Origin of the sequence: Corynebacterium sp. 239_CJEI, from assembly GCF_001055995.1 — a bacterium.
In the GTDB taxonomy this organism is placed as follows: Bacteria; Actinomycetota; Actinomycetes; order Mycobacteriales; family Mycobacteriaceae; genus Corynebacterium; species Corynebacterium jeikeium_D.
The window spans coordinates 254,611-274,551 of the sequence record NZ_JVOW01000006.1 but is presented as its reverse complement, the minus strand read 5'-3'; the positions used below and the strand labels follow the sequence as shown (position 1 = coordinate 274,551).

Annotated in this window: 17 protein-coding genes; all 17 read right to left on the bottom strand. The window is 59.8% G+C overall.

From position 1 onward, the window contains the following. Nucleotides 1-554 precede the first annotated feature (554 nt). Nucleotides 555-1,823, bottom strand: coding sequence for a tyrosine--tRNA ligase (gene tyrS / locus ADB08_RS02235; protein ID WP_193394148.1), 1,269 nt, complete (start codon nucleotides 1,821-1,823; stop codon nucleotides 555-557). 48 nt (nucleotides 1,824-1,871) lie between these two features. Then, a complete protein-coding gene (locus ADB08_RS02230; protein ID WP_049170390.1) occupies nucleotides 1,872-2,522 on the bottom strand; it encodes a DNA-3-methyladenine glycosylase in 651 nt (216 codons plus the stop codon). After that, nucleotides 2,523-2,696, bottom strand: a complete 174-nt coding sequence (locus tag ADB08_RS02225) for a Trm112 family protein (RefSeq protein WP_005511714.1) — start codon at nucleotides 2,694-2,696, stop codon at nucleotides 2,523-2,525. Further along, the gene (locus ADB08_RS02220; protein WP_049170388.1) at nucleotides 2,686-3,333 is read right to left on the bottom strand and encodes a hypothetical protein; all 648 of its coding nucleotides are present in this window, start codon (nucleotides 3,331-3,333) and stop codon (nucleotides 2,686-2,688) included. Before ADB08_RS02220 ends, ADB08_RS02225 begins: the two co-directional genes overlap by 11 nt. Then, nucleotides 3,320-4,951: a VWA domain-containing protein gene (locus tag ADB08_RS02215; RefSeq protein ID WP_049170384.1), complete on the bottom strand. Its 1,632-nt coding sequence runs from the start codon at nucleotides 4,949-4,951 to the stop codon at nucleotides 3,320-3,322. Before ADB08_RS02215 ends, ADB08_RS02220 begins: the two co-directional genes overlap by 14 nt. A gap of 6 nt (nucleotides 4,952-4,957) precedes the next feature. After that, nucleotides 4,958-6,109 (bottom strand): hypothetical protein, encoded by a 1,152-nt coding sequence (locus ADB08_RS02210; RefSeq protein ID WP_049170382.1) that lies wholly within the window; start codon nucleotides 6,107-6,109, stop codon nucleotides 4,958-4,960. A gap of 529 nt (nucleotides 6,110-6,638) precedes the next feature. Next, complete coding sequence (gene argH / locus ADB08_RS02205) at nucleotides 6,639-8,078, bottom strand: argininosuccinate lyase (protein ID WP_049170381.1); 1,440 nt, start codon at nucleotides 8,076-8,078, stop codon at nucleotides 6,639-6,641. A gap of 45 nt (nucleotides 8,079-8,123) precedes the next feature. Further along, nucleotides 8,124-9,323: an argininosuccinate synthase gene (locus tag ADB08_RS02200; RefSeq protein ID WP_016422894.1), complete on the bottom strand. Its 1,200-nt coding sequence runs from the start codon at nucleotides 9,321-9,323 to the stop codon at nucleotides 8,124-8,126. Between the two features lie 49 nt (nucleotides 9,324-9,372). Further along, nucleotides 9,373-9,855, bottom strand: a complete 483-nt coding sequence (locus tag ADB08_RS02195) for an arginine repressor (RefSeq protein WP_005511719.1) — start codon at nucleotides 9,853-9,855, stop codon at nucleotides 9,373-9,375. Between the two features lie 4 nt (nucleotides 9,856-9,859). Then, nucleotides 9,860-10,801, bottom strand: a complete 942-nt coding sequence (argF, locus tag ADB08_RS02190) for an ornithine carbamoyltransferase (RefSeq protein ID WP_049170378.1) — start codon at nucleotides 10,799-10,801, stop codon at nucleotides 9,860-9,862. Nucleotides 10,802-10,807: 6 nt separating this feature from the next. Beyond that, nucleotides 10,808-12,013: an acetylornithine transaminase gene (locus ADB08_RS02185; protein ID WP_049170375.1), complete on the bottom strand. Its 1,206-nt coding sequence runs from the start codon at nucleotides 12,011-12,013 to the stop codon at nucleotides 10,808-10,810. Between the two features lie 58 nt (nucleotides 12,014-12,071). After that, nucleotides 12,072-12,965: an acetylglutamate kinase gene (gene argB, locus ADB08_RS02180; protein ID WP_016422897.1), complete on the bottom strand. Its 894-nt coding sequence runs from the start codon at nucleotides 12,963-12,965 to the stop codon at nucleotides 12,072-12,074. Between the two features lie 21 nt (nucleotides 12,966-12,986). Beyond that, nucleotides 12,987-14,195 (bottom strand): bifunctional glutamate N-acetyltransferase/amino-acid acetyltransferase ArgJ, encoded by a 1,209-nt coding sequence (gene argJ / locus ADB08_RS02175; RefSeq protein WP_016422898.1) that lies wholly within the window; start codon nucleotides 14,193-14,195, stop codon nucleotides 12,987-12,989. Beyond that, nucleotides 14,192-15,232 carry an N-acetyl-gamma-glutamyl-phosphate reductase gene (gene argC, locus ADB08_RS02170; RefSeq protein ID WP_172620236.1) on the bottom strand — a complete coding sequence of 347 codons (1,041 nt, stop codon included), beginning with the start codon at nucleotides 15,230-15,232 and terminating at the stop codon, nucleotides 14,192-14,194. Before argC ends, argJ begins: the two co-directional genes overlap by 4 nt. Nucleotides 15,233-15,412: 180 nt before the next feature. Continuing rightward, a complete protein-coding gene (locus ADB08_RS02165; RefSeq protein ID WP_016422900.1) occupies nucleotides 15,413-16,249 on the bottom strand; it encodes a trypsin-like serine protease in 837 nt (278 codons plus the stop codon). A gap of 27 nt (nucleotides 16,250-16,276) precedes the next feature. After that, nucleotides 16,277-18,769: a phenylalanine--tRNA ligase subunit beta gene (pheT, locus tag ADB08_RS02160; protein ID WP_049170373.1), complete on the bottom strand. Its 2,493-nt coding sequence runs from the start codon at nucleotides 18,767-18,769 to the stop codon at nucleotides 16,277-16,279. Between the two features lie 32 nt (nucleotides 18,770-18,801). Beyond that, on the bottom strand, nucleotides 18,802-19,851 hold the full coding sequence (gene pheS / locus ADB08_RS02155) for a phenylalanine--tRNA ligase subunit alpha (protein ID WP_049170371.1): 1,050 nt from the start codon (nucleotides 19,849-19,851) through the stop codon (nucleotides 18,802-18,804). Nucleotides 19,852-19,941: the final 90 nt, after the last annotated feature.

Here is a 19,941-nt window from a genome sequence, read left to right as displayed (position 1 = left end):
AGTACATCGGCACACTATTGAGTTCTCACACAACACACACCCACGAAGACAACCACCCCACAACCAGGGCAACCACCACGTGAGCAGCGAGAGAAAACATTAACAAACAATTAACCAGAAAGTCAAACCAACGACTCCCAGCGGCTAACCGCACGAAAACATTTCCCCCACATCAGCCAACCAAACACATAAACTCCCTAGCCACGCTGACCTCCAGATACATTACACACACCCCACCCAAAGACACAAAACCCCAGGTAGATGGATATGAACTAGCGTTTTGCCTGTGGAGTAGAACGATTCATTAGGACCGACAGTCCCCACACCGTGACGAAAGCCGGGAGCTTTCGCTCATCGCTACCACCTTTGCTTCGGCTTCTACGCTCCCTTTAAAACAACTAAGGCTCCAAGCTGACCAGGAGCAGATGATTCTGAAATCATCAATCCCCTAGCCTGCCCGGAGCCCTAGCCCAGCTACCTAAAAGGAATCAAGCTGCATAAACACCAATTAATCGAGAGATTAGCAGCGCGCCTACACAAAGACCAACCAGCACCTACACGAACTTCACACCAGCGAAGTTCTTCTTACCGCGGCGCAGCACGATCCACTTGCCGTGCAGCAGGTCCTCGGCAGCTGGCTCCCACGCTTCGTCCTCGATGCGCTGGTTATTAGCGTACGCGCCACCTTCCTTAATGGTGCGGCGTGCCTCGCCCTTCGACTTGGCAAGACCCGCAGCGACGAGAAGGTCAACAGCAGTACGTGGCTCGCCTTCGGCAATCTCCGCAACCTCGGTCTCGGAAACGGCACCTGCCAGAGTGGCCTCATCCAACTCGGTCAGCTCCGCGCGTCCAAACAGCGCCTGCGCCGCCAACTCGACAGCCTTGGTGGCCTCTTCGCCGTGAACCAGGTTGGTCATCTCCTGCGCCAGACGACGCTGCGCCTCACGCTTGAACGGACGCTCCGCAACAGCGACCTCGTACTCAGCAATCTCTTCCTGAGACAGGAAGGTGAACCAACGCAGGTAGTCAATAACAACCGAGTCACCAGCGTTGAGGAAGTACTGGTACCAGGAGTACGGCGAGGTCTTTTCAGCGTCCAGCCACAGCTTGCCGCCACCGGTAGACTTACCGAACTTCTGACCCTGCGCATCGGTCACCAGCGGCACGGTCAGGCCGTGCACCTTGGCGCCGTCGATACGCCTGTTCAAATCGACACCAGAGACGATGTTGCCCCACTGATCACCGCCGCCAATCTGCAGCACGCAATCGTAGTTGCGGCGCAGCTGCACGTAGTCGTTGGACTGCAGCAGCATGTAGGAAAACTCGGTGTAGGAGATGCCGTCAGACTCGAGGCGACGCTTCACAGTGTCGCGGTCGAGCATGGTGTTGAGGGAGAAGTTCTTGCCGACATCGCGAAGGAAGTCAATGACGGACATGTTCATAGTCCAGTCCGCATTATTGACCATCGTCGCCGGGGCCTCGCCCTCAAAGTCAATAAAACGACGTAGCTGGTCCTTGATGGCCTCCAGGTTGTGCTCAATGGCATCCTGGCTGAGCATCGAACGCTCACCGACATCACGCGGATCGCCGATGAAGCCCGTAGCACCACCGGCCAGCGCAATTGGGTGGTGACCGGCCAGCTGGAAACGACGCAGCATAATCATCGGAACCAGGTGGCCCGCGTGCAGCGAATCGCCAGTTGGGTCAAAACCGCAATACAGAGTAATGGGGTTTTCGCACGCCTCACGCAGCGCGTCAACATCGGTGGACTGATTAATCAGGCCACGCCACTGTAGTTCGTCGATAATGTTCTGTTCAGTCACGTCCACTATCGTAACGTTTCGCTTGCCGACGTTCACCGCGAGGGTGACCTAGAACTCCTCAACGGCCTTCTTGTGGCGACGATAGGCCGAGACGGAATCGTCTGGGAGCCACAGCCGCCACGGCCGATTCGCCGCTCGCCGAACGCCCACGCGCGGGCCTGCGTGGATATCTCTAACCGAATCGGCGTTCACTGGCTGCGCCACAAACACGCGTGACGACGGATCCAGCGCATCTGCCCCATAGTCATTTAAGTCAAGGCCAAGCGCCTGACCAACATTGCCTGGACCACGTCCGAGACCCGCAACTGCTGGCTTTTCACCGCGGCGTCGACGCACCGCATCCATGCCCCGCTCAATGCGAACGGAGCGGACTAATACTCCCCCGCCCGTGCCGTCCGTAGCGCTGGTGATATTGGCACAAAAGTGGATGCCATAGGAGCGGTAGATATACCAATGCCCCGCCGGGCCAAACATGGCGCGGTTGCGTGCGGTTGGCCCCATGAAGCAGTGCGCGGCCGGGTCGGGATAGCGCTGGTCAACTGGGCCGCCGTATGCCTCGACCTCCGTGATAGTGGCGATAACATCCTCAGCGGGGATGACAATTACGCACCCGAGCAGCGTCTGTGCAGCCTCAATGGGGGCTCCCGACAGCACAGTGCGGTCGAGGGCGTGGTAGCCGTCGGGAAGCGGGAAAGGCAATTACTTGTCCCAGGCGATAGCTTCGTCGGAAAGCATGACCGGAATGCCTTCGTCGATGCGGTAGGCGATCTTCAGGCGAGGATTGACCAGCACCTGCTCGTCTTCGAGGTATTCAAGCGGCCCCTTGTCACGCGGGCAAGCGAGGATATCAAGGAGTTTCGGATCAAGGCTCATAGTCCACTACCTTACCGAACTGAATTGCCAGGGTGTCACGCTGACCTTCCAAAGCAATCAGGTTGTCCTGGCCGATAGCATCCTGGATCTTCTGCACCGCGGAATGCAGCAGGTCGATGGATTCCCGAGCCGGATTCTCGGCTTTGCGACGCAATCGCTCCGGGATCGCGAGGTAGGAGTTGACTGTCTGCGGCAAGTACTCCTGGATAATGCCGCCGATGACTACCTTCTGCTCGGGATAATCTTTGAGATACTTCCACTCGCTCAGGACGGATTCCAGCGTCGCACCCAGGTCATTTGCGGCGTTGCCAAGATCTTCGCCAGGCTGGGCATCGAAAAGCCTGCCCAATGTCCGGTGAAGATTCCTACGCAGCTCAGATGGATTGAGCGGGCGACGCTGTGGGATCTCAGGCTTCGGCGCCGAACTAACGGACTTCTGCGCCACTTTGCTCTGCCTCGGCAACAAAGCAACCGACGCGCCCCACGCGGCAATCGCAACAACCGGCCACAGGAAACCAAGCCCCACGGTCAGGTGCAGCAGCACGACGGCGATGGCAAGGATGAGCCCGACAATGTTGGCGGGACTGTTGAGAAAGCCACCGCCAGAGGAAGTGCCGGAGGATTTACTGGTAGCCACGAATCTCCTTGAACACATCAGCAAGCTCGGTCTCACGGGATTCAAAGACCTTACCACCGGTCAGATTCGCAAGTTCCTGCATTTCTCCCGGATCTGCCTCGCCATAGCGGATGACGAATACCGGCGGCAGATTCCCGCCCTTGGACTGGTAGAAATCACGGAATTCCGCAAAGCTCTTGCCCGACGTCACCTGACCATCGGTCAACACCACGATAGACGGGATGGAGTTTTTATCCGAGCTGCCGAGAAGGTCGAAGGCTTGAATCAGTGCGTCGTAAAGCGCCGTCTCGCCCTCTGCGTACAGACCATCGACGGCGGCGGTGAGCTGCGCGCGCGATTCCGGGCCGTCAATTGTTGTGGTCGTGGGCTCGCCGACGGTCGTGCTGAACGGCAGGATCGTCGCGATCTCACGGTTTCGCAATCCCACGCTTCCCGTTTCGGTGCGTGCACTGCCGTCGACGATTGCGCGCATCGTCGCCTGTAGATCGGCGATGCGCTCACCGAACATTGAACCGGAGGTGTCGAGAACGAAGACCGACTCTCCGGGCACGCGCAGGTCATTGTCGTAAGCCTCAATAAGGCGGTCCGTGACGGCGCGATCGCCCGGGAACGGCAGCTCGATAATGACGCTGTTGGTCATGCTTTCCGGCAGGTTGGCGTCATCGGAGACCGGGCGCAGGAAGTGATCGGCGAGAACCTGCGAGTTCGCTTCCAGCCACTGCCCGAGAGCCTCCGTCTGCCGCGCGGCAAGGTCGTTAGCCGGCTGAGCTAGTGGCGTCAGCGGGTAATCCGCACTGATGACACCGTCGCTCGGAACAACAACTTCCAGGTCAGCGCCCTCTTTATTCATCTGCTGCAACACAGCTTCATAGTTGATGAGCGCATCGACGGAGTCCGACTCATCCAGGAACTTGTCACGCAGCCACCCCGACGAACCCGAGGTCATCTTCTGCCCCTCGAAGAACTTCTGCAGTTCAGGCGTGGTGCGGTTGATATCCCCCGTAGTCAGCGCCGATCCGGTGTCGGCGAACGCGGTCGCAACCGACACCACACCGGAAAAGCCCGAGTTCGATTCCGCGGGGTTGGTCATGCCGTAGGTCAATTTGCCTGACGACGCAGCCTCCGCGATCTCAGCCCACGTCGGCTGCTTGGTATCCCAACCGAGCTCCCGAGCCTTCGCCGAATGGATACCAAAGGCTACCGGCGAGGTGGCGACTTTCTTGGCTTCGCCCAGCTTGTCAGCCCCACCGAGCAGATCAACGTACCGGTTGGTAGCAAACCAAGTGGCATCAAATTGGTTGTCGAATTCGTCTGCGACAAGGGCGTGGCTGTTCTTCACGGTGCCGTCGACAAGCTCGAGGTTAATCGTAAAACCGAGGTCGTCGGAGGCCTTTTGCATCAGTGGCTGGAGCTCTGCAAGCTCCGTGGCCCCGGCGATACGCATGGTCGAGCCCTTGAGGTCAGAATCGACGTCGACTTTGTTGGTCTTCTCCTCGTCGGAGCCCAGCGGCAGGTTCAGGCCACCGTCGGAGCAGGCCGCGACAGCGAAGATGCCGAGCACACCGACGAGGCCAAGAAGCATTTTGCGGAGGGCAGTTAGTGCCTTATACATGTTCATTCGGCTTTACCCCTCTTCCGTTTCCGGCCTCGGCGGGCTCTGGTATCCACGGGAAACACCCTCAATAAGCTGCTCGAGGATGTCGAAACTCGGCGGATCAATGGAGTCCACAAAATCGGTGGAAACCTCCTGGCCCGTCTTCAACTGCGTCTGGAATTCCTCCATCGCCTCAGGCTGGCTGGAGCGGTAACCGTGCTTGGCCGCCAGCTTCTGAAGCTCAGGGTCTTCGGCGAGGAGCCGTGCGACCGCAGCTCCATTGTCGTTAAAACCCAGCGCCACGTGAGTACTCAGAATCGTCGGCGATGGATACGCCAGGCGCATTTCCGGCTTCAACCGGCTGTTCGGGGCACTGTTCTCCCCCAGGAACTGCGACTCGTAAACCATCACCATTGGCTTCGAACCGACACCCTGCGAGAGGTAGTCCGAAAATGGACCAGCCGACGAGGATTCCGTGTACCCCTGGCCGGTGAACAGAGGGGTGAGCTCCGGCAAGACCGCATTGACCTGCCCACTGTCAGACACAATCCGGCCTTCATTGGTAATCCAAGACATGAGCGACAAGTACATCGCGGCCGAGTTCGACGAACGAATGTCCGTCGTGGACATCTGCACCGTGCGCGGCGACGGATAATCGTTCTCCGCGAAGTCACGCCAGCGGACATTGTCGTGCTGCATCGTGGCCAGCGCTGCCATATCTACCTGCCACGTAGTGCCCTGTTGGCGAGCAACATTTTCCCGCGCCAATGCCTGCAAGATGTTGTCGAAAGTAGCGATCGCCATCGGTGTGTAGAAGACGTCGTACCGCTCAGCGCCGCTCATTTTCTCGGCAATTTTCTCCGCTGCCGGTGCCGACGACGGGAATGCCAAGTCGAAGGAATCCAGATCCACATCCGTGGCCATCCGACGCGAACCCGCCGTCTTTACTTCCACCACATAGCCGTGAGAGGCAAGAGCCTTCTGGACCTCTTTGTCTTCGAAGAAGGGCTTTTTCTCAGAGCCAACAATCGCCTTGACGACGGTCTTTTCACCACCGAAGAAATCACGGTTTCCTCCGGAGCTGCCACCAGAAAAACCTGGAATACTACCGCCGCGACCGACATAGACTGCAACAGCCGCGATGACAATCAAAATGACTGCAAGAATTGCCCCCGGGCCCATGCACCCTTTCTTGCTACCACTCTGATTTTTATTTTTATCTCGTGAGCTGCGATTTCCACCGCTCGACCGCGTACTTTCCGCCATGAAATTATGGTAAGAGACCCGGCCAAACCTGGCAACAGATATAGAAATAATCAGTAATCTGCGTCACTTCGGGGGGGGCACCCTGGCATTACAAGGTTACTGGTGGCGTCGGATCGATCCGAGTTACTGACTGCGTTTATGACTGGCGGCGGCGGGTCGAGCCGAGTTACTGACTACGTTTATGACAAAAATGGCCTGAAAAATGGCCTGAAAGTGTCATAAACTTACACAGTTTCACATTTGCAGCCCGTATTCGCACGTGGAGCCCGTAATTTTTCGGGTGGCCAGTTATCGGGTTGATAGTTACCGGGTCATCAGTTGTCGGGTTGCTGGTTTTTCTACTCCCCCCCCCCGGGCTGTAAAAAATCGGCGTGCGGTCGATTGACCGCACACCGATTAATTAGCTGCGTTAGCTGGGCTAGCAGGTTTGCTAGCTCTAGCAGCTTTAGCCGCGAACCGGCTTTTCAGCCCACTGCTTCAGCTCGGTATTCTTCTCGTCAACGCGAGCGAGCTGCTCTGCAACACGGACACCCGCGGTGCCGCCGCGAGTATCGCGGGAAGCGACAGCACCGTCAATAGTCAGCACTTCACGGACCTTCGGAGTCAGTGCCGGGTGGATACCGGCGAGGTCCTCGTCGGAAAGCTCGTCCAGACCGATACCGCCCTTGGACTCTGCGATGCGGACACACTGGCCGGATGCCTCGTGAGCGTCGCGGAACGGTACGCCCTCGCGGACCAGCCACTCAGCCAAGTCCGTGGCCAGGGTGTAGCCCGCCGGAGCGAGCTCGCGCAGACGGTCTTCGTGGAAGGTCAGCGTTGCCACCAGGCCGGTCAGGGCCGGCAGCAGCAAGGTTAGCTGCTCAACCGAGTCCACCAAAGGCTCCTTGTCCTCCTGGAGGTCACGGTTGTAGGCCAGCGGCTGCGCTTTCAGCGTGGCCATAAGACCAGCGAGGTTACCGATCAGGCGACCGGTCTTACCGCGGGTCAGCTCTGCCACGTCCGGGTTCTTCTTCTGCGGCATGATGGAGGATCCAGTCGACCAGGCATCAGCCAGAGTGACGTAGCCGTACTCCGGGGTGGCCCAGTAGATGATTTCCTCTGCCAGGCGAGACATGTCCACAGCAATCTGGGCGAAGACAAAAGCCGCCTCAGAGGCGAAGTCACGCGAAGAAGTGCCGTCAATGGAGTTGTCCGTGGCAGAGTCGAAGCCGAGCTCCTCCGCGATGGCCTCCGGATCCAGGTGCAGCGAAGATCCCGCGAGCGCACCGGAACCGTACGGGGACACAGCCAGTCGACGGTCGAGATCGCGGATGCGGTCCAGATCGCGCAGCAGCGGATGCGCGTGAGCCAGCAACTGGTGGGCCAGCAATACCGGCTGCGCTGCCTGGGAGTGGGTCTTGCCCGGCATGATGGCATCCGGATGTGCCTTGGACTGAGCCACCAGGGCGGCAACCAGGTCAGTGACATCCAGTGCAACGCCGCGCACGGCATCGCGCAGCCACATGCGGAACAGAGTTGCCACCTGGTCATTGCGGGAACGACCAGCGCGCAGGCGACCGCCGACCTCCGGGCCGACGCGATCAATCAGACCGCGCTCCATGGCACCGTGGACGTCCTCATCTGTCGGCTCTGGACCAAATTCGCCGGAGGCAACGTCGCGACCGAGCTGATCAAGGCCTTCGATCATGGTGTCAAAGTCGGCATCGCTGAGCAGCCCACGGGCATGCAGCACTCGGGCGTGGGCCTTGGACGCAAGAACGTCGTAAGGCGCGAGCACCCAGTCAAAATGGGTGGACTTGCTCAATGCGGCCATCGCCTCGGACGGGCCACCGGCAAAGCGGCCGCCCCACAGGGAGCCTTCGTTGGTACCGTGCTTTTCGACCATTGTCTTTTCCAATAGGCCTTTCGCTCTAGTCGCTCTGGAGAAGCTTTACAGTTTGAAGTCGCGCTTTGCGGCCATCTTCGAGGACAGGCCGTGCAGCTCGACAAAACCGCGAGCCAGGGTCTGGTCGAAGGTGTCGCCCTCGTCGTAGGTAGCCAGGTTGAAGTCGTACAGCGAGGTGTTCGAACGACGACCGTTGACGTTGCAGTGACCTGCGTGCATGACCATGCGGATGTCACCGGAAACGCCCTTCTGGGACTCCTCGATGAAGGCATCCAGCGCGCGCTTCAGCGGCGAGAACCACAGGCCGTCGTAGACCAGGTTGGCCCACTCGCCCTCGACCTGACGCTTGTAACGAGCCAGCTCACGCTCAACGGTGACGTCCTCGAGCGCTGCGTGTGCGGTCATGATGGCAATTGCGCCCGGAGCCTCGTAAATCTCGCGGGACTTAATGCCGACCAGGCGGTCTTCAACCATGTCCAGACGACCGATGCCCTGAGCACCAGCGCGGCGGTTCATCTCTTCGATGGCCTCAAGCACGGAAACCTTCTTGCCGTCGATGGCAGTCGGCTTACCGTCCTCGAAGGAGATGATGACCTCGTCCGGGGAGCTGAAGTTCAGGGTCGGATCCTCGGTGTACGCGTAGACATCCTTGGTTGGTGCGTTCCACAGGTCCTCCAGGTAGCCGGTCTCAATGGCGCGACCGAAGAGGTTCTGGTCAATGGAGAACGGAGAGGACTTGGACTGCTCAATTGGCAGACCCTTCTCCTCAGCGAAGGCAATAGCCTTGTCGCGGGTCCAAGCGAAGTCACGAGCCGGTGCAATAATCTTCAGATCCGGGGCGGTGTTGGCGAAACCAACCTCGAAACGGACCTGGTCATTGCCCTTACCGGTGCAGCCGTGTGCGACGTGAGTGCCACCGAACTCCTCTGCGGCCTTCGCCATGTGCTTAACAATCAGCGGGCGAGACAGTGCAGAAACCAGCGGGTACTGCTTCATGTAGAGACCATTGGCCTTAATGGTCGGCAGGCAGTACTCCTCGGCGAACTCGTCCTTAGCGTCGACAACGACAGCTTCGACAGCGCCGGCGTCCAGAGCGCGCTGACGCACGGACTCCATGTCCTCGCCGCCCTGTCCGACATCGATGGAAACTGCGACGACCTCGCCGTCGGTCATTTCCTTGAGGTACGGAATAGCAACGGTGGTGTCGAGGCCACCAGAGTAAGCAAGAATAACCCGGTTGGTCATAGGGTAAGCGCTCCTTTAATCGGTGCTTTAAAGCATTTCGTGGAATAGTTTACTGGTTCGTTCCGGCGGCTAGACGCTGGGCTAGGTCAGCGCCGGAAAGTGGTTCTCTAGCCAGGCACATTACGGTGTCATCTCCCGCAATTGTGCCAACGATTTCTTTGAGTCCCGCACGGTCAATCACACTGGCTAGATACTGTGCGGCTCCCGGTGGTGTACGCACAACCGCGATGGTGCCCGAATGATCAATGGAGACCAGCAGCTCGTCTAAAACGCGCCGCATCCTGGCCACTGCCCCGCTGGAGACAGCGAGTGCATCTTCGACGATGGAATACCGCGAACCGTTGGCTCCATCGCGAATCTTTCGGGCTCCCAGCTCATCGAGGTCTCTGGACAACGTCGCCTGCGCAATCTCAATGCCTTCGTCGGCAAGCAGCTCGACGAGCTGAACCTGACTGGACACGTGATGCTGCGCCAGCAGGTCAGCGATGCGCGTCTGCCTAGCTGTGCGAGAACCTGGTTGTGCTGCGGTCATGACCTTACTGCCTCTCCACCAGCCAGGTCAGCAACGCCTTCTGAGCGTGCATGCGGTTTTCCGCCTCGTCGAAGACTACCGACTGCGGGCCATCGATGACCTCGGCGGTAACTTCGTTGCCGCGGTATGCCGGCAGGCAGTGCAGGAAGATGGCATCCTCATTTGCCTTGGCCATCAGCTCAGCGTTGACCTGGCACGGCAGGAACGGAGTACGACGATCCAAGCCGTCGTTCTCCTGCCCCATGCTGACCCAGGTATCGGTGATGACAACGTCGGCACCGGCAATGGCCTCATCGACGTCCGCGGTCACGGACACGACCGCTCCGGTCTGTTCCGCGACCTTCTTGGCACGGTCGACGTAGACCTGCTCCGGCTGGAAGTCCTCCGGTGCACAGATGGTGACGTCCAGACCTGCGGTGGCGAAGCCCACAAGGTAGGAGTTGGCCATGTTGTTGGCACCATCGCCGAAGTACACAGCCTTCTTGCCACGCAGTCCCGTCTGGCCTTCCTCCGGGCACTTGTGCTCGATGATGGTCTGCAGGTCAGCGAGAATCTGGCACGGGTGGAACTCGTCGGAAAGCGCATTGACAATCGGCACCGTCGCGGTCTCAGACATGGCCTCCAGCCCTGACTGCGCGTAGGTGCGCCAGACAATTGCCGAGACAAAGCGGCTGAGCACAGCAGCGGTGTCCTGGTAGGTTTCGCCCTTGCCCATCTGCGAGTTACCGGTTTCGACCACAATCGCGTTGCCGCCCAGAGCTGCGATACCAGCGTCGAAGGAGAAACGGGTACGAGTCGACGTCTTGTCGAACAGCACCGCAACCGACTGTGGCCCCTCAAACGGACGTCGGGAGTACGGCGCTACCTTCAGCTCTGCAGCCAACTGCAGCACCTCAGCCTGCTCCTGTGGAGTCAGGTCATCATCGGCGAGAAAATGACGGAGCATCAGTTTCTAATTCCTTCCTTTGTTGGCGACAGCCTCAACGGCGTCGTTCAGGCAGGCATCAATCAACTCGACGGCGCGGTTGACTTCCTCATCGCTGAGGTTCAACGGCGGCACAATACGCAGCACATTCGCCTGCGGAGCGTTCAGAATGACACCACGTTCATAACCGGCGTTAACCGCTTCCTTCGCCAGGTTCTCGCGCAGCACCAGTCCAAGCATGAAGCCGCGACCACGCACGTGATCGACATGGCTTAACGACGCGAGCTTGCGAGCCAGGACCTTGCCCTTCTCGGTGACTCGATTGAGCAGCTTTTCTTCTTCCAGCGTCTCGATGACGGCCAGGCCGGCAGCGGCACAGACCGGATTGCCACCAAAGGTGGTGCCGTGCGCACCAGGAGTAAACAGTTCCGCTGCGCGGCCGTTGGCGATGACAGCACCCAGCGGCAGGCCGCCGCCGAGCCCCTTCGCCAGGGTCATAACATCCGGCACGATGCCATCGTGCTGGTGGGCAAACCACTGGCCGGTACGGCCGATGCCGGTCTGTACTTCGTCGACAATCATGAGAACGTCGAAGCGCTTGGTCAGTTCGCGGACGGCAGCGAGGTATCCCTCTGGCGGTGCGACCACACCGGTCTCACCCTGAATTGGTTCCAGAATCACCGCAGCGACACCCAACGGATCGGATTCGATGGTCTTGGTGAGGAAGTCAATGTCACCGTACGGCACGAACTCGACTCCACCCGGCATCGGTTCGAACGGGGTGCGCTTGTCGGGCTGACCGGTCATGGCAAGTGCGCCCATGGTACGGCCGTGGAACCCGTGGTGGGTAGCGATAATGCGATTGCGCCCCGTCAACCGCGCCAGCTTGAACGCGGCTTCATTGGCCTCAGTGCCGGAGTTGCAGAACATAACTCGGGTGTCATCAGTGTCCCAGCCAGTGAGCTCAATGAGCTTCTCGCCCAGTGCCAACGGTGGCTCAGAGGCGAAGATGTTGGACACGTGCCCCATCGTGGAAATCTGCTTGGACACAGCTTCCACGATGGCCGGATGTGCGTGACCCAACGCGTTGACTGCAATACCGGCGAGCAGGTCCAGGTATTCCTTGCCCTCGGAATCCGTGACAATAGCGCCCTTACCCTGCACAAGCTCAATGCGCGGCGTGCCGTAATTGTTCATCATCGTGTGTTGCCACTGCTGCTTGAAGTCGCTCATGTCGTCTTTCGACCTGCCTAACATGTATGTCGGTAAATTCTTGTCCGTCTTTTCTGCCTTATCCGGGCTCTACCATTGTGCCGATACCGCCGGAAGTCATCAGCTCCAGCAGCACCGAGTGTGGCTGGCGGCCGTCGATAACGTGGGCCGCAGGCACTCCCTGATCCACTGCGTTCAGGCAGGACTCCATCTTCGGAATCATTCCGGAATCCAGCGTCGGGAGGATTTCTCGCAGATGCGAAGTGGAAATCCTTGACACCAGCGAATCGCGGTTCGGCCAATCCGTGTAGAGACCCTCGACATTAGTCAGAATCACCAAACGGTTCGCGTTAATTGCCGATGCCAGTGCACCTGCTGCCGTGTCGGCGTTGATGTTGTAGACCTCTTTGCCATCAGCGGACGGCGCAATCGTAGAGACCACCGGAATACGTCCGGCATCAATCAGGTCCAATAGCGTTTCCGAGTGCACCTCGGTGATATTGCCGACCAGCCCGATATCTGTTTCCTTGCCGCCGACGTTTACCGTTCGTCGAGTACCAGTGAACAGGCCACCGTCCTCACCAGAGGTACCCACTGCATAGGGGCCGTAGGCGTTGATGAGGTTCACCAGTTCGCGGCCGACCTGCCCGAAGAGCACCATGCGGACAATTTCCATGACCTCCGGAGTCGTGACACGGAAACCGCCTCGGAACTCTCCCTCCAGCCCCAGGCGCTTGAGCATCGACGAAATCTGAGGGCCGCCACCGTGGACAACCACCGGCTTCACCCCCACGGTGCGCAGAAAAACCATGTCCTGCGCGAAGGCCTTCTTCAGTTTCAGGTCGGTCATCGCGTTACCGCCGTACTTGACCACCACAATCTTGTCGCGGTGGTGCTGCAGCCACGGCAGTGCTTCCGCCAGCACATGTGCCCGCTGTTCGAAGGACAGCCCTTCGGTCAACTGGTGAACCATTGCAGAGTCTCCTCAAAACCTTTACGACGAATATGCCGAGTTGATGTGAACGTAGTCGTGGGAAAGGTCAGTCGTACGAATCGTGGCCTCTTCCGGATTACCAGTACCGAGGTCAACCTCCACGGCAATGTCCTTGCCGGAGAGATCCACTTCACGAGCATCAGGCGTGCCACCGGTATCGCGACAGACTACATGACCGTTGAAGGAAACAGTGATGTGCTCCGGATCCATATCCACCGGTGCAGTGCCGACAGCCGCCAGCACACGACCCCAGTTCGGGTCCGAACCGAACATCGCACACTTGAAGAGGTTGTCGCGGCCGATGATTCGAGCAGCTACCAGAGCATCTTCAGCACCACCGGTGCCACGCACGGTCACGGACACACGCTTGGTCACGCCTTCGGCGTCCGACTGCATCTGGCGCGCGATGGAATCACACACACTGAGCACTGCCTGGTCGAGCTCCTCCTGCGAGGGCTTCACACCAGAGGCACCGTTGGCCAAAATGATGACGGTGTCATTGGTGGATGTGGAGCCATCAATATCTAGGCGGTTAAACGTAACCTCGCTCGCCTTGGCAATAGCCTCGTGCGCCATTTCTGCGCTTACCGACGCATCCGTCGTAATCACACCGAGCATCGTGGCCATCGACGGGCTAATCATGCCAACACCCTTGCCCATAGCGCCGACAGTGAATCCGTCACCATGCGCAACGGCCTGCTTTGCCACCAAGTCAGTGGTCAAGATGGCTTCTGCTGCAGCCGTACCTGCGGCGGCATCGCTGCCCAGATTCTCACAAAGCTTCGGCACACCTGCCAGAACAATGTCCATCGGCAGCCGGTCACCAATCAAGCCGGTGGAGCAGGTACCAATCTCGGTAACATCGACGCCGAGCTCATCTGCGACCTTCTGACAGACTTCGAGGGCGTCGGAAATACCCGGCTGACCATTGCAGGCGTTGGCATTGCCCGAGTTCAGCACCACAGCGGACAGCTTGCCGTCAGCGATGTGCTTCTTGGATACCGTCACCGGCGCAGCCTGGACACGGTTGGTAGTAAAGACAGCCGCAGCAGTCTTCTCCGGCCCCTGGTTTACGATGAGCGCCATGTCCGGGTTTCCGCTGACCTTGATGCCTGCAATGACACCACTGGCCACGAACCCCTGAGGTGCACATACGCCGCCTTCGTCACCAGCGACGTTGACGAGACCTTCTTTTTCTTCCTTCATCATGGGGCAACTCCTACCAATGGAAGTCCTGCAGTTTCATTCTGTCCAGTAACCAAATTCATGCACTGAACTGCGGCACCACCGGTGCCCTTTGTCAGATTGTCAATCGCCGAGGTCAGCACCAGACGCTTGGCGCGTTCATCTACCTCAACCTGAATCTGAACCAAGTTAGAGCCAATTACCGACTGCGTCTGCGGCTGCAGCCCTTCGGCCAACACCTGCACAAACGGCTCACCCTTGTAGAACTCGAGGTAGGCCTCCCGTGCGGTTGCCTCCGTCACCCCGTCGACAAGCGGAGCGGTGATGGTGGTGAGAATGCCGCGCGACGTCGGAGCGAGCACCGGCGTGAAGCTGACGGTGAGAGCCTCTGCGTACGGCTTGAGGTTTTGTAGGAACTCTGCGGTGTGGCGGTGCTTGCCCGCAGTGTTGTAGGCGCGGAGATTGCCCATAACCTCGGACCCGAGCAGGGGCACAGCTGCCTTCTTGCCCGCACCGGAGGTACCGGTGACGGAAACAACGGACAGATCCGGCTTGACCAGACCCTTTGCAACTGCCGGCAGTGCCGTAATGGTACCGCCAGTGGGGAAACAACCCGGCACAGCAATACGCTTGGAAGCAGCCACTACTTCCCTGTTGCCCGGCAGCTCCGGAATACCGTAAGTCCAGGTACCGGCGTGCTCCGAGCCGTAGTAGTGCTCCCACTCATCGGCATCCTGCAGGCGGAAATCCGCGCCGCAGTCAATAATCACCGTGTCATCGCCCAACTGCTCTGCAATCGCAGCCGAATGACCGTGGGGCAGGCCGAGGAACACCACGTCATGCCCGGCAAGTGTGTCACCATTAGTCGGCTCAATACGACGATCAGCCAAAGGTGCCACATGAGGCATAATGTCGCCCACACGGGCACCCGCGTTGGATGCTCCCGTTAGTGCGCCGATGGTCAGTTCGCCGGAAAGATACGCCGGGTGCGACAACAGGAGGCGGAGGATCTCTCCTCCTGCGTAACCGGTCGCACCAGCAATGGCAACGGAAATACTCATGCCAAACATTCAACACTTTTATTCACTGCGTTGCAAGATATTCATAGAATTCGTTGCCAAAGTGCTGGAATTCTATCGATGTGACGTGAGTGAATTATGAATATAACGCCGTCGTCGGTACATACATCTGGTTCGCCGAGCCGGCCATTCAATCAGCGCGCCGGATTACTCAACGCCGGACTATTCAACTACGACGCTTGGCTCCTGGCTCATCACGCCATCTGCCCACTGCGCCACCGATGACGTCGTGGTGTAGAGATAGTAACCCGATTCCTCCGGTGCCACGCTGCCATCAAAAGCCACCGCGCCCGAGAACACCGCCGCTAGCTGGCCGTCGATAAAAAGCGGTCCGCCCGAATCGCCTACCTGCAACGCCGCGGGGCGCTCCATGCGCGCCAACACGGAGTCTTCCCGCACGCATTGTTGATACTTCACCGGACACATCGAAGCGGTGACGGTCGCCGACGGCAGCGAGCCATCCGCAACATCGCCGAGCAGCGATCGCCCATAGACCGTGCCTGCCGTTTCTTGCTCCGAAAACGCTTGACGACGTTCCATTGCGGGATACCCCGGAAGAGCTGCGTCGCCCGCAAGGTGAACAAGCGCTACGTCACCGGTGGGCGCAATTTCCCAGCTATCGATAGGAACACGGTGGGAATCCTGACCGAAACCGACCTCTACTTCCCCAGCCTGCTGCGGGACATCACGCACGCAGTGGGCGGCGGTCATTACCCACTGCGGGGCGATTGCAGTTCCCGTGCAAAAGTTTCCGGTATGGGGACTGGTCTGGACCATGATTGACACCACGGAGTCCGCCGCCACACTAGGCGCAGCAGCCTCCCCGCCAACCAGCGCAGCCGCACTCGGCGCGCCGGTGAGCAACAGACCTGCCGTGACAGCAGCTGCAGCCACAGTCGCCGCAGGCTTCGCGCTGCTCACCGCGCGCACTCCAACGCGCTGCTCTCGTGCCTCTGCGCTATTCAGCCTGTTGCCGCGGTGCCGCAAGATGCCAATCATGGGTATCTCTCCCTGTGGTCTCCCCTTTTAGCCACGCAGCTGAGCGCCGTGACGGGTAGTGGCCAGCTCAATGGCCGCCTCGCGAGCCGCGGAAGCTTCCTCTTCCTTCAGCGTACGGTCCGGTGCGCGGAAACGCAGGGAGTACGCCAGTGAACGAACGCCTTCGCCCATCTGCTCGGAACGGTAAACATCGAAGATACGAATGGATTCGAGGAGCTCACCAGCACCCTCCACCAGAGTCTTCTCCACCTCTGCGGCGGAGACCTCATCGCTGACAACAAGCGCGACGTCCTGGTGGACAGCCGGGAACGGGCTGAGTACCGGCGCCGGCAGGTGCTCCGTCACTGGCAGTGCATCGAGATTAATCTCCATCGCGCAGGTGCGCTCCGGCAGACCAGCGTCCTTGCACACCTTCGGGTGCAGCTCACCGGCGTGGCCGACGACCTCGCCGTCGACAAGCAGCTCAGCGCAGCGGCCCGGGTGCCACGGCAGCACCTCAGCGTTACGGATCTCCAGCTCGACGTTGGCAGCGCGGGCAACAATGCGCGCGGCTTCGATGGCGTCGGCGACGGTGTACGCGGCCTCGTCACCCCACGGGCTATCCAGGCGGATACGACCGCAGGCGACAGTGGCGACGTGCAGCGGCTGCTCCGGCAGCGACTCCAGCAGCTCGGCGCGCTCGGCCTCGCTCGGCAGACCCGCGGTAGACGGCATCGGCGAGACACCGTTACCGCGCTCGATGGATACCTGCTCCACACCGTAGAGCGACAGGTCGACCTGGCCGCGAGCAACATTGCGCTTCAGCGATTCAAGCATGGACGGCAGCAGAGTCGTGCCCAGCTGAGCGTGGTCGGACTCCAACGGGTTGATGACCTTGACGGTGTTACGACGCGGGTCATCAGCGTCCAGGCCCCAGACGTCGAAGACATCGTTGGCAATGAACGGTGTCGGCAGAATCTCCAGGTAGCCATTGTGAGCCAGCGCGTGGCCGACGAAGCGGCGACGCAGCTGACGCTCGGTCAGACCGCGACCGGCCGGGGCGATTGGGAGGATAACCGGAATGTCTTCCAGGCCCTCCAGACGTAGGATCTCCTCAACCAGGTCAGCGGACATGGTCAGGTCCGAGCGCCAGGTTGGCGGAGTGACAGCCAGGCGGTCACCGTTGTCGACGACCTCGCAACCGACCTCGCGCAGGCGTCCAATGACGGTCTCACGCGGGTAATCAACGCCCGCAACTTCGCTGGCGCGGTTGACAGCAAAGTCAATAGTCGGCATGGTGGCAACCTCACCGAGCAGGGTGCGACCAGTGTCGATAGTGCCGCCGGCGATGTCAGCGAGCAGCTGGCAGGCCAGATCCAGAGCCGGCTCGACCAGAGCGGTGTCCACGCCGCGCTCGAAACGTCGTGAAGCCTCGGAGCTCAGCTTGTGGCGGCGACCACTGCGGAAGACATGCAGCGGCGACCAGTTGGCGGCCTCGAAGACCACATCGGTGGTGTCGTCGGCGATCTCGGAGGTGAGACCACCCATGATGCCGGCCAGCGACTGAATACCATTGTCGTCGCAGATGACAACGTCTGCCGGGTCGAGCTTGCGGTCCACGTGGTCGAGGGTGGTCAGAGTCTCGCCGGCCTTAGCGTTGCGGATGTGCAGGCCACCAGCGATCTTGGAACCGTCGAAAGCGTGCATCGGCTGACCGAGCAGTAGCATCACATAGTTGGTGACGTCCGTGGCCACGTTGACCGGACGCTGACCAGCCAGCAGCAGGCGGCGACGCATCCACCACGGGGTCTCGGCGTTCGGGTCGATGCCGGTGACTCGGCGCAGACCAAAGCGGCGGGTGTCGGTGTCCTCGTCGATAGTGACGTTCAGGACCTCACCTTCGACCGGCAGCTCGTTGACCTTGGCTGGATCGGCGAAGTCGAGGTTGAAGGCGGAGCAGATCTCGCGGCCCAGACCGCGGGCCGACAGCGCGTAACCGCGGTCCGGGGTGATGTTGACCTCGAACTTCTCGTCATCGAGACCGATGAATTCCTTGGCGCACGAACCCAGCTCAGCTGGGGCCGACGGCAGCGTCAGAATACCGGCGGAGGAATCGGTCATACCCAGCTCAGCTTCGGAGCAGAGCATGCCGTTGGAAATCTTGCCGTAAGTCTTCCGTGCGGAAATCTCGAACCCACCCGGCAGCACGCAGCCCGGCAGTGCGACGATAACAATGGAGCCCTCTTCGAAGTTGCGGGCACCACAGATGATCTCCTGCAGCTCGCCGGTGCCATTGGCATCACCGACATTGACCTGACAGAAGCGAATTGGCTTCTTAAAGCCCTCGAGCTCCTCAATGTGGTCGACGCGACCGAAAACCAGCGGCCCCTCGACCTTCTCCAGCGGCTCGTGCCCCTCGGTTTCAAAACCAACGCGGACAAAGCCCTCATCCAACTCGTCCGGGGTAACGGACCAGTCCGGGTTGATGGTGTTCTCTGGGCCGCGAACGATTTCAGTGACCCACGACTGTGGAATGAACATGTAAGTAAAACTCCTATCTGTAGGTCAGTGAATTAGCCGCGGATACCGAACGGCTGCGTGAAGCGGACGTCGCCTTCGACCATGTCGCGCATGTCAGTCAGGCCATTGCGGAACTGCAGGGTGCGCTCCAGGCCCATGCCGAACGCGAAGCCCGAGTACACCTCCGGGTCAATGCCAGAGGCCCGCAGCACGTTCGGGTTGACCATGCCGCAGCCACCCCACTCGATCCAGCCTGCGCCGCCCTTCTTATTCGGGAACCAGACGTCAACCTCAGCGGACGGCTCAGTGAACGGGAAGTAGTTGGTGCGCATGCGGGTCTTGGTCTCCGGACCGAACAGCGCCTTTGCCATGTGATCCAGCGTGCCGCGCAGGTGCCCCATGGTCAGCCCCTTGTCCACAGCGAGTCCCTCCACCTGGTGGAAGACCGGGGTGTGGGTGGCGTCGAGCTCATCGGTGCGGAAGGTACGGCCCGGGCAGATAACGTAAATCGGCAGGTCACGTGACTGCAGAGTGCGAACCTGGACCGGCGAGGTGTGCGTACGCAGCACCTGCTTGGATCCTTCCGGCGCAATGTGGAAAGTATCCTGCAGAGTACGAGCCGGGTGATCCGGCAGGAAGTTCAGCGCGTCAAAGTTGAAGTACTCGGCTTCGACCTCTGGGCCCTCGGCGATTTCCCAGCCCATGCCCACGAAGATGTCACCAATCTGCTCGGACAGGATGGTAATTGGGTGCATACCGCCACGCTGACTCTGCGTGGTGTCCACCGACACGTCGATACGCTCCGCGACCAGGCGACGCGCGTTTTCCTCTTCCTCCAGCACTGCAAGACGCTCAGCATAGTGCTTTTCGACGGCTCCGCGAACAACATTTACGCGACGACCAGCATCCTTGCGCTCAGCCTTCGGAATGGAGCCCAGCGCGCGGCGAGCCTGCGGAATGTAGCCTTCATCCCCCAAGTGCTCACGGCGGGCGGCAGAAAGCTCATCCAGGTTGCCGGCAGCATCAAAGGCACCCGTGGCCTTCTGCGCAGCCGCCTGGAGGGCTTCCTCGGAAAGATCGATAGGATTTGGCGAATCGCTCACGTGTCAACCACTTCTATATAGGACTATCAGTTCTTGTGATGGAACAATCATAGTCGAGGATAACTGCACACGTGCATGCACCTCACCATC